Below are 13,018 nucleotides of genomic sequence, written 5' to 3'. Positions count from 1 at the left end.
TGGTCTCCTTCACTGGCTGTCGGGCAGGACAAGGCCCGCCTGTAGCGCGTTGCATCCGTAGCGGGGCCGAAAATCGGTAAACCCCTTTTCGCCGGGAAAGATGAACTCCCGCGGCGTGTTGTCTTCCTGCCATTGCTCTTCGCCGTCAAAGTAGCTCTCCTGCCCCAGCATGAAGAGCCGCTCCTCCTTCAGCACGTATTGCTTGCCCGTTGCGGCAAACACGAGGTCGCCGTTCTCGTCGCGGGTCTCGGAGTTGACGGTAAAGGTGTGCAGTGTCACCCCGTCGATCACCTCGGTCTTGCCGGTCGCCTCGTCGCGGCCCTTGGTGTTGAGCTTCACCGCCTCGTCGCCGGTCTGCTCGATGGTGGTAAAGTCGTAGGTGTCCACGCCCTTTTCCAGCAGCTCGCTCATGCTGATCGGGTCGGGCCCGGCCTCGAACAGGCGCTCGCTGGTTCCGGTGTTGAAGTAGAAGGCATCCACCCACTGGAACTCGCGGTCATAGACATGCTGGCTCACCGGCCCGTCGAGGTCGTGCGACACCTCCCAAACGGTGCCCTCGGGGGCCGCCTCGCAGCGCCAGTAATGCGACACGGTGCAGGCCCGTGTCTGCACGGTCAGAAAGCCGGTGCAGCCCGCGGGCGGGTTGGTGGCCTGGGCCCGGGCCTCGCCTGCCGCCATGGCGGCGGCAAGGGTGATGGCCATGGATGTCAGAGCGGTCTTCACGTGCCGTTAACTCTCTCGCTGTCGCAGGTCAGCCATGCTGACCTTTAGGGTCGGAAAGGCCAGTCAAGGTGTTGCGTCACCCAGACTGACCTTTAATCTTTGGCGTATGCACAGGCTGTGCACAGGTTGTGTACGGGTTGTGCCTGTGACCTTTTGCCTTTCTGCCGTCTATTCTGCCGCCACCGCACGGGCCGCGTCGAACTTGTTCACAATGGCCTCTGCCGCCTCCCGCCCGTCGCGGATTGCCCAGACAACAAGGCTCGCGCCGCGCTGGATGTCGCCCACGGCATAAACATTGGGCATCGGCGTCTCATGGGTCAGGAAATCGGCCTTCACCGTGCCCCAGCGCGTCACCTGAAGCTCGGGCTGATCCCACAGTTTCGGCAGTTCTTCCGGCTCGAAACCCAGCGCCTGAATGACCAGGTCGGCCTTCTCCACGTAGTCCGAACCCTCAATGATCTCAGGGCTTTGGCGGCCAGAGGCGTCGGGCTGACCAAGGCGCATCTTCTGCACCATCACCCCTTCGACGGTCTTGTCGCCGGTAAAACCCTTTGGCGCAGAGAGCCAGACGAACTCAACGCCCTCCTCTTCCGCATTGGCCACTTCGCGCTGCGACCCGGGCATGTTGGCGCGGTCCCGGCGATACAGGCATTTCACGCTCTTCGCGCCCTGCCGGATCGAGGTCCGCACGCAGTCCATCGCGGTGTCGCCACCCCCGATGACGACCACGTTCTTGCCCTCCGCATTCAGCGTCCCGTTCTCGAACTCAGGCACCGTGTCGCCAAAGCTCTTCTTGTTGGAAGCTGTAAGGAAATCAATGGCTTTCACGATACCTTCGGCGCCCACACCGGGGGCCTGAAGCTCGCGCGTCTTGTAGACGCCGGTGGCGATGATCACCGCACCATGGGCCTTCTGGATCTCCTCGAAAGAGATGTCCTCGCCCACGTTGCAATCGAGCTTGAAGGTCACGCCGCCATCTTCGAGCTGCTTGTTGCGGCGCATCACAATGTCCTTCTCCAGCTTGAAGCCGGGGATACCGTAGGTCATCAGCCCGCCCGCGCGGTCGTAGCGGTCATAGACCGTCACCTGCACGCCAGCCCGCCGCAGCAGGTCCGCCGCCGCCAGCCCGCCGGGGCCCGCGCCGATGATGCCCACGCTCTCGGGGCGCTCCTCATGCGGCTTCGGCGGCTCGACCCAGCCGTTTTCCCAAGCGGTATCAGTGATGTACTTCTCCACCGACCCGATCGTCACCGTGCCGTGGCCCGACTGCTCGATCACGCAGTTGCCTTCGCACAGCCGGTCCTGCGGGCAGATGCGGCCGCAGATCTCGGGAAAGGTGTTGGTCGCCTGGCTCAGCTCGTAGGCCTCTTTCAGCCGCCCGGTGGCGGTGAGGCGGAGCCAGTCGGGGATGTTGTTGTGCAGCGGGCAGTGGCTCTGGCAATAGGGCACGCCGCATTGGCTGCACCGGCTCGATTGTTCTTCGGCGCGCTCGGTGGCAAACTCTGCGTAAATCTCTTGGAAATCCTGTGCGCGTAGATTGGCCTCCCGCTTCTCGGGCATCTGGCGTTCTAGCTCGACGAATTTCAGCATGGGCTGCTTGGCCATGACGTCTCCTTGTCTGTCTCCGCATCCCTACACGCTCGCGGGATCGAATAAAAGTCAGCCGCACTGACCTATTTTCGTCATTCGGCATAGCCTCGCGGGCCGAAGCAAGTCAACTCCCCAGATATTGTGGCAGTATTGCTTACCTATTTTCCTACTTCCCTCTGATTGCCCGATCTATAGGCTGTGCAAAAATCAGGCGAGCAGGGCAAAATGGAACTCTGGCAACTACTAATTATTGCTATAATTCAGGGCGTTACGGAGTTTCTGCCGATCTCGTCCTCCGGCCATCTGATCCTTCTGCCCGGGCTGACGGGCATGGCCGATCAGGGGCAGGTCATTGATGTGGCAGTCCATGTCGGCACCCTCTTCGCCGTCATTCTCTACTTCCGCACCGACGTCGCCGCCGCCGCCACAGGCACCCTCCGCCTCGCCCGCGGCCGTATCGACACCCCGGGCGCCCGCCTCGCCTGGCTGCTGATCCTCGCAACGATTCCCGTGGTGCTCTTCGGCCTCGTCCTCAAGCTCACCGGCCTCGACGACCAGCTCCGCTCGGTCGCCGTCATTGGCTGGACCATGCTGATCTTCGGCCTCGTGCTCTACTGGGCCGACCAGAAGGGCCCGGAACTCAAGGAAGATTCCGACTGGAACCTCAAGGACGCCCTCATCATGGGCCTCTGGCAGGCCGTCGCCCTGATCCCCGGAACCTCCCGCTCCGGCATCACCATCACCGCCGCCCGCCACCTCGGTTACAAGCGCGAAGACGGGGCCAAACTGGCGATGCTGATGTCGATCCCCACCATCGCCGCCTCGGGCATTCTGCTCGGCGCGGAGGTGGTCGCCAATGCCGATGCACAGGCCGCGAAGGATGCCGCCATAGCGGCCCTCTTCGCCTTCCTCTCCGCCCTGCTCGCGCTCACGCTGATGATGCGCCTGCTCAAGTCGGTCAGCTTCACGCCCTACGTGATCTACCGGGTGGTTCTTGGGGTCTTCCTGCTCTGGTGGGCCTACGCCTAGGGCCTAGACCTTGAGCTTCGCCGCGGATTCCTTGATCGCGGCGTATTGCCCGGACGGGCGGAATTTCCACATGTATTCAGGAAGTTCGGCTTCCATCGGGGTGGGCACGATGCCCAGCGCCTCAAAGCCGGCGGCCCCATCGCTCACCACGTTGTCGACCGCGAGGCTCTTCACCTGGTCGCGGTTGATGAGCGAGTTGGTGAACAGGCCCATGGTCAGGCTCTGCGCCAGATCGAGCCCCCCGGCCATCATCCGCGCCACGAAACCGGGCTGCGGCAGCAGGATCTTCTTGCGCCGAATGATCCCCAGCACTTTCTCGACCAGCGCCCGGATGGTCAGCACCTCCGGCCCGCCAAGCTCGTAAGTGCCCGCAGGCACCGCGCCGATCGCGGCCTTCTCGACCGCCGCGGCCACATCGTCGACAAACACCGGCTGAACCCGGGTGTTCGCCCCGATCACCGGCATGAAGGGTCCGAAGCGGGACATGGAGGCATAGAGATTGATAAAGCCGTCTTCCGGCCCGAACATCAGGGAGGGCCGCAGAACCACAGCGTTTTCAAACGCTTCGAGCACCGCGGCTTCGCCTTCGCCCTTCGACTGGAAATAGGCGCTCGGCCCTTCGGCATCGGCACCGATGGCCGACACGTGCACAAGCCCTGCAACGCCCTGCGCTGCCGCGATCCGCGCAATCCGCGCGGCACCCTCGACATGCACGGCCTGCATGTTGTTCTTGCCATAGGTGCCGCCCACGCCGACGCAGTTGATCACCACATCCGCCCCCTGCATCGCCGCAGCGACCGAGGCATCATCCCGAATGTTGCAGAAGATCGGCTCCACCTGGCCAACCGCGCCGTAAGGCCGCAGGAATCCGGCCTCGTTAGGTCGGCGCACCGCCGCCCGCACACGCCATCCCTGCTTGGCCAGCCTCTGGGCAACGTAGCGCCCCAGAAAGCCGGAACCGCCGTAGATGGTAACGAGCTTCGACATAACGGATGTCTCCCTTGCTGGCTGAATTGCTGATAGCCTCAGGCGCTTCTCACGGCAAGGCGCGATTGGCCGCATGGCAGGTGTTGACACCCCCTCGCGGCGCATATATCTGCCCCTCTCACGACACCTGCCCAGGTGGCGGAATTGGTAGACGCGCCAGCTTCAGGTGCTGGTATTCGCAAGGATGTGGAGGTTCGAGTCCTCTCCTGGGCACCATAATCCCGACAGCAGTGATTCTTGATAAAATTCGCCCCAGTGGCGAGTTGCTGAAGGGGCTTGGTGCCTGTTTGGGGATGGTCGAAGAACTTGCCGGTATTTGAACGAAGTTCTCCCGCCTCCGCGTAACCGAAGCGCAAGCATTCTGTGCCACATCCCTCCCACGACGATGCACGCAGAATGAGGCTCCATGACATACCGCCACCCATGGCTGCTACTGGCCCTCTTCATATTCACCGCAACCGCCGCACAGGCCGCCGGGCCGCTGATCGGCGGGGCGCGGCCATTGGGTACCTCCGCAAGCACGGCGGCCGGGGTGGGGCCAAGCCTGTTCGCCGGGCTGGAGCAGGGCAGCCTTTTCGCACCCCTCCCCGAGCGGCGGCGGCGCAATACAGCCAGCCTTCCGCACCGCAACACCACCACCGAGGCTGTCTATGCCGAGTGGATTCGCGAACTCATTGCCCAGGCCGAGGCAGGCGCGGCGGGATATGATGCCGTCGTCTACAGCGCGACGATCAAGCCCCCGCGCCGCCCGACCGAAATGACCCTTGCCGAAATCTACGCCTGGATCGACGCCACGCCGGGCCAGAATCACGCAATCGGGCGCTACCAGTTCATCCCCATCACCCTGCGCCGCCTCGTCGATCATCTGGGCGCCCCGCCCGACACCCGCTTCACGCCGGACGTTCAGAATGCGCTGGCCGATCAGCTCCTGCGCGAGGCGGGCCTGACGCGGCTTCTATCGGGCGAGATGCGCCGCACCACATTCATGAATCGACTCGCGGCAATCTGGGCCGGGCTGCCCACCTCTTCGGGCCAGTCGCACTATCACGGGCATGCGGGCAACAAGGCCACGATGAGTTGGGCGCGGTTCGAGGCCGAAATGGCCAAATTCTTCCCTGAATGACAGTATTTGCCATCTGCACGGCATTTGATTTCGCGCCGATAAGGGCCTATCTCGGCTCAAACGCAAAAAGAGGCAGACCAGCGTGGCAAAGACCCATCTCTACAAGAATGACCTGCCCGACGGGCTGGACCTTGGCCCCGTTGTGGCCATCGACTGTGAAACCATGGGGTTGAACCCGCACCGCGACCGGCTCTGTCTCGTGCAGATGTCGGGAGGTGACGGCGAGGCGCATCTGGTGCAGATCGAGATCGGCCAGACCGAGGCCCCCAACCTCGCCGCGATGCTCAAAAACCCCGATGTTCTCAAGCTCTTCCACTTCGGACGATTCGACATCGCCGCGATGTACAACGCCTTCGGCGCCCTCGCAGCGCCGGTCTATTGCACCAAGATCGCCTCCAAGCTGGTGCGCACCTATACCGACCGCCATGGGCTGAAGTATCTCTGCCAAGAGCTGCTTGGCGTCGACATTTCCAAGCAGCAACAAAGCTCCGACTGGGGCGCGCCCGAGCTTTCGGATGCGCAGCAAAGCTATGCCGCCTCCGACGTGCTGCACCTGCACCGCCTTCGCGACATCCTGAACGAACGGATCGCCCGCGAAGGCCGCACGGACTTGGCCCAATCTTGCTTCGATTTCCTGCCCACCCGCGCCAGGCTCGACCTTGCCGGCTGGCCTGAAATCGACATTTTCTCCCACTAGGCACAGGCCATGAACACGCACGATCCCATCGACCCTGCCGCACTGATCGAAGCCGGTCGCCGGGTGATCACCCTCGAAAAAGAGGGGCTGACTCGCCTCGCAGACGGGCTGGGGCCGGGATTTGCCGAGGCCTGCGCGATGATCCTGGCCGCGCCGGGGCGGGTGATCGTCAGCGGCATGGGCAAGTCGGGCCACATTGCCCGCAAACTCGCTGCCACCTTTGCCTCCACCGGCACGCCCGCGCATTTCATCCACCCGGCCGAGGCAAGCCATGGCGATCTGGGGATGATGGGCCAGGGCGACGTGGCGCTGCTGCTGTCGAACTCCGGCGAAACGCCCGAGCTGGCCGATATGATCGGCTACACCCGGCGCTTCGGCATTCCGCTCATCGGTGTGGCCTCACACCCCGAGAGCACCCTGCTGACCCGCGCCGACTGCGCGATTGTGCTGCCAAGGGCCGAAGAGGCCTGCGACGAGGGCATCGTGCCCACCACTTCCACCACCATGACACTGGCTCTGGGCGATGCGCTGGCCGTTGCCCTGATGAAGCACCGCCGCTTCACGCCGGAAAAGTTCAGGGATTTCCACCCCGGCGGCAAGCTCGGGGCCCGACTCGCCAAGGTGAAAGACCTGATGCACGGCCCCGATGCGCTGCCTCTCGCCGCCCCGGGCACCCAGATGAGCGAGGCCCTGCTTACCATGAGCCAGCGCGGCTTTGGCGTGGTGGGCGTGACGGCAGAGGATGGTAGGCTTCACGGCATCGTCACCGACGGTGACTTGCGCCGGCACATGTCCGGCCTTCTGGATCATACCGTGGATGAAGTCATGACCGAAAACCCCCTGACCATCGGCCCCGACGCCCTCGCCGGTGAGGCCTTGGCGCTGATGAATGGTCACAAGATCACCTGCCTTTTCGTCTTGTCGGACAAAGGCCGGGTGGAGGGGTTGCTGCACATCCACGACTGTCTCCGCGCCGGCGTGGCCTGAGGGCGGGGGCGCAGCGATGTCGGTCTACGACAACAGCTACTCCCGCTTCGTCTCGATGGCCAAGATCGTGCTGCCGCTGGCTGCGCTTGCCCTGCTGTCCACGCTCTTTCTCGTCGCCCGCACCGTGGATCCCACCAATTCGATCCCCTTCGCCGATGTCGATGTGAACGAACTGGCCCGCGAGCAGCGCATTTCGGCGCCAAACTACTCCGGCGTCACCCGCGACGGATCTGCCATTTCCATCGCCGCCACCACCGCGCGGCCCGACCCGGAGAACGAGCACCGCGTCTCGGCCACCGATCTGCGCGCGCATCTCGAAACCCAAGGCGGTGGCGTGTACGAGCTTTCGTCGCTCTCGGGCCAAATCGACACCGGCATTGGCGAGGCGGTGCTTGATGGCGGTGTCATCATCACCACGCCCACGGGCTATCGCGTCACCTCCGAGGCGATCACCACCGCGTTGGAACGCACCGAGATAGAATCGCCCGGCCCGGTTCAGGCTGAGGGCCCGGCCGGAAAGCTCGATGCGGGCGGCATGCGCCTTGCCCGTGCAGAGCAAGGGAACGAAGCCAGCGGATACCTTCTGGTTTTCAACAATGGGGTGAAACTGGTATACACCCCGCCAAGCGAATAGGATTTTTCTCCCGTGACTTTGAAGCGCCTTTTTTTCGCATGGTTTCTCGTGCTCGCCGCCGGGCTTTCTGCCCCGGCCTTTGCACAGGGCGCCAATGTGGCCTTCGGTGCGCTCAAGCACGACAGCTCGCTGCCTGTCGAGATTGCCGCCGACCAGCTCCAGATCAACCAGGAAACCGGCAAGGCCGTGTTTCGCGGTAATGTCGAGGTCGGCCAGGGCGAGATGCGGCTCTCCGCCGCCATGGTCGAGGTCGAGTATGAAGGCGGCGAAAGCTCGACCGGCAAGGTGCAGCGGCTCCATGCCACCGGCGGCGTCACCCTCGTGAGCGGCGCCGAGGCGGCCGAGGCCCGCGAGGCGGTGTATACCATCGGCTCCAGCCAGATCGTGATGACGGGCGATGTGCTGCTGACCCAGGGCCAGAACGCGCTATCGGGTCAAAAGCTCGTGGTCCAGCTCGACAAGGGCACCGGCGTGATGGAAGGGCGTGTGCGCACCGTCTTCAAGTCGGACGGCGGCAATTGACCGACACCACCGAAACAGACCCACGCCCCGAGCTGCGGCTGGCGGGCGGTGATGCCGGATTGCGCGTGGTGAACATGCGCAAGAGCTACCGCAAGCGTCTCGTGATTCGGGATGTCAGCATGGATCTGGGCCGTGGCGAGGTTGTTGCCCTGCTCGGCCCCAACGGCTCGGGCAAAACCACCTGTTTCTACGCGATCGCCGGGCTCATCATACCGGAGAGCGGCCAGATCATGATCGACGGGCGCGAGGTGACGAGCCTGCCGATGTATCGCCGCGCCAAGCTCGGAATCGGCTATCTGCCGCAGGAAATGTCGATCTTTCGCGGGCTGAACGTGGAAGACAACATCATGGCGATCCTCGAAATCGCCGAGCCCGACCGGCACAAGCGGCGCGAGCGCCTTGAAGAGCTGCTTTCCGAGTTCGCTATCGAGCATCTGCGCCGCGCGCCCGCGCTGGCGCTTTCGGGCGGTGAGCGGCGCCGGGTGGAAATTGCCCGCTGCCTCGCCGCCGACCCCAAGTACCTGCTGCTCGATGAGCCCTTCGCCGGGGTCGACCCGATCTCGGTGGGTGAAATCCGTCATCTCGTCACCGATCTCAAGAACCGCGGAATCGGGGTGCTGATTACCGATCACAACGTGCGCGAGACGCTCGAGATCGTTGATCGGGCCTACATCCTGCATGACGGTAAAGTGCTGATGAGCGGCACCGCCGAAGAGGTGGTGAAAGACGAGAACGTGCGCCGCGTCTATCTCGGCGACAGCTTCCGCATCATGTGAGGCGGGGCGCAATGAGTGGCCCGCATACCCGACTTGAACTGCGGCAAAGCCAGCGCCTCTCGCTCTCCCCCGCCCTTCAGCAATCTGTCGGAATTCTCGCGCTCTCCGGGGCGACGCTGGAAGAGATGATTGCCGAGGCGTCGACCGAGAATCCGTTTCTGGTCTACACCCCCATAGACGCCAACGCGCCCAGTTCCGGCCCGAGGATGAGCCCCTATGACGTGGCGCTGCACACCGCCGCCGCCACGCCCAGCCTTGGCGAGCACCTCTGCGGGCAGATCGCGCTGATGAACCTTGATGAAGAGGTGACAGAGGCAGCGATGCGGCTGGCCTACGACCTTGATGAAAGCGGATTCTTCACCCAGCCCGACGTGAAATCCGTGGCGCTCGAGCACGAGATTCGCGAGCCGGTCGCGCTGCGCGCGATCCAGGCCCTGCAAGCCTGCGAACCCGCCGGGGTGGGCGCCTTCAACCTGACGGAATGCATCCGGCTGCAACTGATGGAAACCGGGCTCTCTGCCGACCGGGCACAACTGGTGCTGGCCGGCCTGCCCTACTTTAGCAAGGGGCAGCTCAACGTGATCGGGCCGGCAATTGGGCTGACGGCAAGCGAGGCCGAGGAAATCGCCGCCCTGATCCGCTCACTCGACCCGGCACCTGGCCGCGCCTTTGACCTCGCGGACCCGATCATTCGGATTCCGGAGCTGCTGGTGACGGAGAGCGATACCAATGAGTTGCAGGTGGAGTTGGTCAATGACACCGCGCCCCGGCTGCGTTTCGACAAGGAGCTGGCCGCCGCGCGCGGCGATATGGCGGCCAAGCACCTTGCGGAAGCCAAGGCGCTGATTGCGGCGGTGCAGTATCGTGGCAAGACCCTGCTGACCGTCGCCCGCGCCGTCGCGGATGCCCAGGCGGCCTTTTTCACTGGCCGGACCAAGGCGCTGGCCCCGCTGACCCGCAATGTCATCGCCGAACGACTCTCGCTGCACAAATCCACCGTCGGGCGGGCGATTTCAGGCAAGACCCTGCTCTGGCGCGGGCAGATCATTGAACTGGACGGGTTGTTCCCCTCGGCGCTTGTCACAGAGGGTGGAACACCCGTTTCGAGCCATGCTGCACAGCTCGCAATCTCGCGTCTGGTGGCCGGTGAACGGCCCGACTCCGTGCTCTCCGACGATCAGATCTGCGCAAAGTTGAGAGAGGATGGAGTTGACATATCGCGGCGAACTGTCGCCAAATACCGAAAATGCCTGAACATACCATCTTCCAGCAACCGACGCCGCCAGCTGACAAAATCAGCGGAGCAGCGCCGCACTCGCTGAAATCTCATCCGAGCGACATTACATAGTGATTGCCCGCTGGCACGCGCGGCGCAGTGCCGTGCCCGTGCTCAAAGGGATCAATACCCAGAAGAAGACCTCAGGAGGTGCCATGCGCTACCAAATCAGCGGAAAACAGATCGACATCGGTGAAGCTCTGCAAACGCACGTGCAGTCCGGCCTCGGTGCCGTGATTGACAAGTTTGCCCAGCGCCCGACCGATGCGAACGTGGTCTTTTCAAAGAGTGCCCACGAGTTTGTGTGTGAATCGACCATTCACCTCTCTACCGGCCTGACCGCTTCGGCCAAGGCCCATGCTGCCGAGATCTACTCGGCATTCGAACTGTGCTGCGACAAGATGGAAAAGCAACTGAGGCGCTACAAGCGGCGGCTGAAGGACCATCACAAGGAGCGCACGCAGCCGGTTGAATTTATCGGCGCGTCTTCGTATATCCTCGCCGCATCGGAAGATACCGAGGCCGAAGAGCCCGAAAGCTTGCAGCCGATGATCATCGCCGAGATGGAGGCCCGCGTGCCTGCCCTCTCCGTCGGTGAGGCTGTAATGCAGATGGAGCTTGATGGCGCCCCGGTTCTGGTCTTCCGCAATGAAGGGCATAACGGTGTCAACGTGGTGTACCGTCGGGAAGACGGAAACATCGGCTGGATCGACACCAAACAGCAATGAGACGCCCAGCTGGAGGGCGGGAAGGCCGGGCCGAGCATGGGACTGCAAGAAATCCTCAAGCCTGAGGCCGTAAAGGTCTTGCAGGGTGTGAGCAGCAAGAAGCGGCTGCTCCAGCAGCTTGCCGACCTTGCTCACACCGCGCATGGCCTCGAGCCGCAACGCTCGGTCGAAGCCCTCATGGAACGCGAAAGCCTCGGCCCCACAGGTGTGGGCCGGGGCGTTGCCCTGCCCCATGCCCGGCTTGAGGGGCTGTCTTCGGTGGTGGGTGTCTTCGTGCGGATCGAAAAGGCCGTGGATTTCGACTCGGTCGATCGCCAGCCGGTCGACCTGGTCTTTGCCCTCTTCGCGCCGCAGGATTCGGGCGTCGATCACCTCAAGGCGCTCGCCCTCGTTTCCCGCACGCTGCGCGACAGCGGGGTGTGCGGCAAGCTGCGGGCCAATGATGCCCCGGCAACCCTCCACACAATCCTGACGGAAGCTCCCGGCCAGCAGGCGGCCTGAGCGGCCTAGCTATTTCTGAGCCGTTTGAAGCCGAAGGCAAGATAGTCGCGCTGGTAGGCATCCATCGCGGCCTGCTCGAGTTCGTCGTCGAGAATCTCGCTCAACAGCATCGCCCCGGCCTCTTCCTGCGGAAGCGGCGCTGAGGGGGCCTCGATTTCGCATTGTGCCAGAAGCTGTGCGAGGCCGAGATCGAGCTGATCTTCGCGGATCACCATGTCGGGCTGGCCCAGCTCCGCAAAGCCTTGCAGCACGGCCGACTGGCTGGCCCAAGCCGCATCAATCCTGACACCGGTTTGCCCTGCGAGATTGGCCTTGAGAAACTGAAGCCAGGCCAAAAAGGCGGCGCGGTGGGAGGCCGTGTCGTAATCGTCCCCCGGCTCGCCCTCGGGCAGCGGAACCTTGTAGCCCTCGCGCAGGGTGCGGCGAATCTTGGTGAAAGCCCCGTCGCCTTCAGCCCGCAGGATGTGATTGCAGAACACCCGGTGGGCCCGCTCCAGCGGATGGGCGACCACGCTGAAGCTGCGCGCGCCCTTGTTCTGGCGGCGCCACTGGCGCAGTGTCTTCTGGTTGAAGCCGCGTTGCAGGGCATCGGGCTCGACACCATCGAGCGCCGCCATCCAGTGCTCGACCGGGCCAAGCGCGGCCCCCTTTATCGGCATGTGCAGAATCGGGCTGACAGCGCAGGCGAGATAGGTTGGCACCACACCACCCCGGCGCGGCTCGAAGTTGGGCGTGCGGGTGAGGCCGAAGGTGTCGATCCTGGCCAGCGCGCCCTGCATCTCGTCGAAATTGGCGACTTTCTCGTCAAGGCCGCCGGGGTTCTGTTTCTTGAGCTTCTTGGAGAGTTCTTCGAGCGGGGCTTCGCAACCGAGGTATCGGGCGAGCCCGTTGAGAACGTCAAGGTCGTTGATGTCCTCATAGGCGATGTAGAAACCGGCTTGCCCGGTGATCTGCATCTCGTGCTGCAGCACAAGCTGGAAATCCTGCAACTCGGCGATCAGGGTCTCGAACTCGTCGGCATCGAAGCGCACCTTGGCATCACGGCGGTGCTTGGCATCGGTCAGCCGCCACTGGCCGGTTTCTGCGGCGATCTTGCGACTCACATAGCTTTCGAGCGGGTTGCGGGTGAGGATCACCTTGGCGCAGCGCGGATCGGGCAGGCAGGCTTCCAGAACACGCGGGTCATGATCGTGGAAAAACCGAAAGCCGGGCAGGCCCTTGGTGTTTTTCTTCATCCGCTCGATCAGGCGCAGCGGGTCCGCCTCGCGGGCGGCGAGCGTCATGTCGAACAACTCTTTGGTGTTGTGATGGCCCACGAAGTGCGGATTGAACGCCTCGCCGTAGCAATGCAGCCCGTCAAACCGGTTTATGTTTTCTTCGAGGTAGTTGGAGCCGGTGCGCATCTCGCCGAAGAGCACGAAATAGTCGAAACGGTCGCTCATTTG

General features: G+C 63.5%; 14 protein-coding genes and 1 tRNA gene. 11 read left to right on the top strand and 4 right to left on the bottom strand.

Annotation, left to right across the window (positions count from 1 at the left end):
- Positions 1–9: 9 nt before the first annotated feature.
- The gene (locus GTH22_RS16255; RefSeq protein WP_252946562.1) at positions 10–723 is read right to left on the bottom strand and encodes a hypothetical protein; all 714 of its coding nucleotides are present in this window, start codon (positions 721–723) and stop codon (positions 10–12) included.
- 168 nt (positions 724–891) lie between these two features.
- On the bottom strand, positions 892–2,328 hold the full coding sequence (locus GTH22_RS16250) for an NAD(P)-dependent oxidoreductase (protein WP_252946561.1): 1,437 nt from the start codon (positions 2,326–2,328) through the stop codon (positions 892–894).
- A 210-nt stretch (positions 2,329–2,538) separates the two neighbouring features.
- Between GTH22_RS16250 and GTH22_RS16245 the strand changes: the two genes are divergently transcribed.
- Positions 2,539–3,342 carry an undecaprenyl-diphosphate phosphatase gene (locus GTH22_RS16245; protein WP_252946560.1) on the top strand — a complete coding sequence of 268 codons (804 nt, stop codon included), beginning with the start codon at positions 2,539–2,541 and terminating at the stop codon, positions 3,340–3,342.
- A 3-nt stretch (positions 3,343–3,345) separates the two neighbouring features.
- On the opposite strand, the gene GTH22_RS16240 is transcribed toward GTH22_RS16245, so the two are convergent.
- Positions 3,346–4,329: a complex I NDUFA9 subunit family protein gene (locus tag GTH22_RS16240; RefSeq protein WP_252946559.1), complete on the bottom strand. Its 984-nt coding sequence runs from the start codon at positions 4,327–4,329 to the stop codon at positions 3,346–3,348.
- Positions 4,330–4,458: 129 nt separating this feature from the next.
- Between GTH22_RS16240 and GTH22_RS16235 the strand changes: the two genes are divergently transcribed.
- From GTH22_RS16235 to GTH22_RS16190, 10 genes are all read left to right on the top strand, one after another.
- A tRNA-Leu gene (locus tag GTH22_RS16235) sits at positions 4,459–4,545 on the top strand.
- 190 nt (positions 4,546–4,735) lie between these two features.
- Complete coding sequence (locus GTH22_RS16230) at positions 4,736–5,452, top strand: hypothetical protein (protein ID WP_252946558.1); 717 nt, start codon at positions 4,736–4,738, stop codon at positions 5,450–5,452.
- Positions 5,453–5,534: 82 nt separating this feature from the next.
- Positions 5,535–6,149: a ribonuclease D gene (locus tag GTH22_RS16225; RefSeq protein WP_252946557.1), complete on the top strand. Its 615-nt coding sequence runs from the start codon at positions 5,535–5,537 to the stop codon at positions 6,147–6,149.
- A 9-nt stretch (positions 6,150–6,158) separates the two neighbouring features.
- A complete protein-coding gene (locus tag GTH22_RS16220; protein ID WP_252946556.1) occupies positions 6,159–7,136 on the top strand; it encodes an SIS domain-containing protein in 978 nt (325 codons plus the stop codon).
- Between the two features lie 16 nt (positions 7,137–7,152).
- Positions 7,153–7,770: an LPS export ABC transporter periplasmic protein LptC gene (gene lptC, locus GTH22_RS16215; protein ID WP_252946555.1), complete on the top strand. Its 618-nt coding sequence runs from the start codon at positions 7,153–7,155 to the stop codon at positions 7,768–7,770.
- Positions 7,771–7,788: 18 nt separating this feature from the next.
- A complete protein-coding gene (locus tag GTH22_RS16210; RefSeq protein WP_252947660.1) occupies positions 7,789–8,292 on the top strand; it encodes an LptA/OstA family protein in 504 nt (167 codons plus the stop codon).
- Entirely contained in the window at positions 8,289–9,068 is a 780-nt protein-coding gene (gene lptB / locus GTH22_RS16205; RefSeq protein WP_256471599.1) for an LPS export ABC transporter ATP-binding protein, read from the top strand. The genes GTH22_RS16210 and lptB overlap by 4 nt, the downstream gene beginning before the upstream one ends.
- 11 nt (positions 9,069–9,079) lie before the next feature.
- Positions 9,080–10,390, top strand: a complete 1,311-nt coding sequence (gene rpoN, locus GTH22_RS16200; protein ID WP_252946554.1) for an RNA polymerase factor sigma-54 — start codon at positions 9,080–9,082, stop codon at positions 10,388–10,390.
- Between the two features lie 109 nt (positions 10,391–10,499).
- A complete protein-coding gene (hpf, locus tag GTH22_RS16195; protein WP_252946553.1) occupies positions 10,500–11,072 on the top strand; it encodes a ribosome hibernation-promoting factor, HPF/YfiA family in 573 nt (190 codons plus the stop codon).
- A gap of 36 nt (positions 11,073–11,108) precedes the next feature.
- Complete coding sequence (locus GTH22_RS16190) at positions 11,109–11,573, top strand: PTS sugar transporter subunit IIA (protein WP_252946552.1); 465 nt, start codon at positions 11,109–11,111, stop codon at positions 11,571–11,573.
- 5 nt (positions 11,574–11,578) lie between these two features.
- Here GTH22_RS16190 and GTH22_RS16185 read toward each other — a convergent pair whose 3' ends face one another.
- Positions 11,579–13,015 carry a sulfotransferase domain-containing protein gene (locus tag GTH22_RS16185; protein WP_252946551.1) on the bottom strand — a complete coding sequence of 479 codons (1,437 nt, stop codon included), beginning with the start codon at positions 13,013–13,015 and terminating at the stop codon, positions 11,579–11,581.
- Positions 13,016–13,018 lie beyond the last annotated feature (3 nt).

The sequence above is a fragment of the Oceanicola sp. 502str15 genome, from assembly GCF_024105635.1.
GTDB lineage: Bacteria > Pseudomonadota > Alphaproteobacteria > Rhodobacterales > Rhodobacteraceae > Vannielia.
This window is presented reverse-complemented; position numbering and strand designations above follow the sequence as displayed.

Bases quoted from the DNA above. Each gene is read 5' to 3' on its own strand.
- GTH22_RS16250 (WP_252946561.1), bottom strand. From the start codon at position 2,328: ATGGCCAAGCAGCCCATGCTGAAATTCGTCGAGCTAGAACGCCAGATG.
- GTH22_RS16245 (WP_252946560.1), top strand. From the start codon at position 2,539: ATGGAACTCTGGCAACTACTAATTATTGCTATAATTCAGGGCGTTACG.
- GTH22_RS16240 (WP_252946559.1), bottom strand. From the start codon at position 4,329: ATGTCGAAGCTCGTTACCATCTACGGCGGTTCCGGCTTTCTGGGGCGC.
- GTH22_RS16230 (WP_252946558.1), top strand. From the start codon at position 4,736: ATGACATACCGCCACCCATGGCTGCTACTGGCCCTCTTCATATTCACC.
- GTH22_RS16220 (WP_252946556.1), top strand. From the start codon at position 6,159: ATGAACACGCACGATCCCATCGACCCTGCCGCACTGATCGAAGCCGGT.
- lptC (WP_252946555.1), top strand. From the start codon at position 7,153: ATGTCGGTCTACGACAACAGCTACTCCCGCTTCGTCTCGATGGCCAAG.
- rpoN (WP_252946554.1), top strand. From the start codon at position 9,080: ATGAGTGGCCCGCATACCCGACTTGAACTGCGGCAAAGCCAGCGCCTC.
- hpf (WP_252946553.1), top strand. From the start codon at position 10,500: ATGCGCTACCAAATCAGCGGAAAACAGATCGACATCGGTGAAGCTCTG.
- GTH22_RS16190 (WP_252946552.1), top strand. From the start codon at position 11,109: ATGGGACTGCAAGAAATCCTCAAGCCTGAGGCCGTAAAGGTCTTGCAG.
- GTH22_RS16185 (WP_252946551.1), bottom strand. From the start codon at position 13,015: ATGAGCGACCGTTTCGACTATTTCGTGCTCTTCGGCGAGATGCGCACC.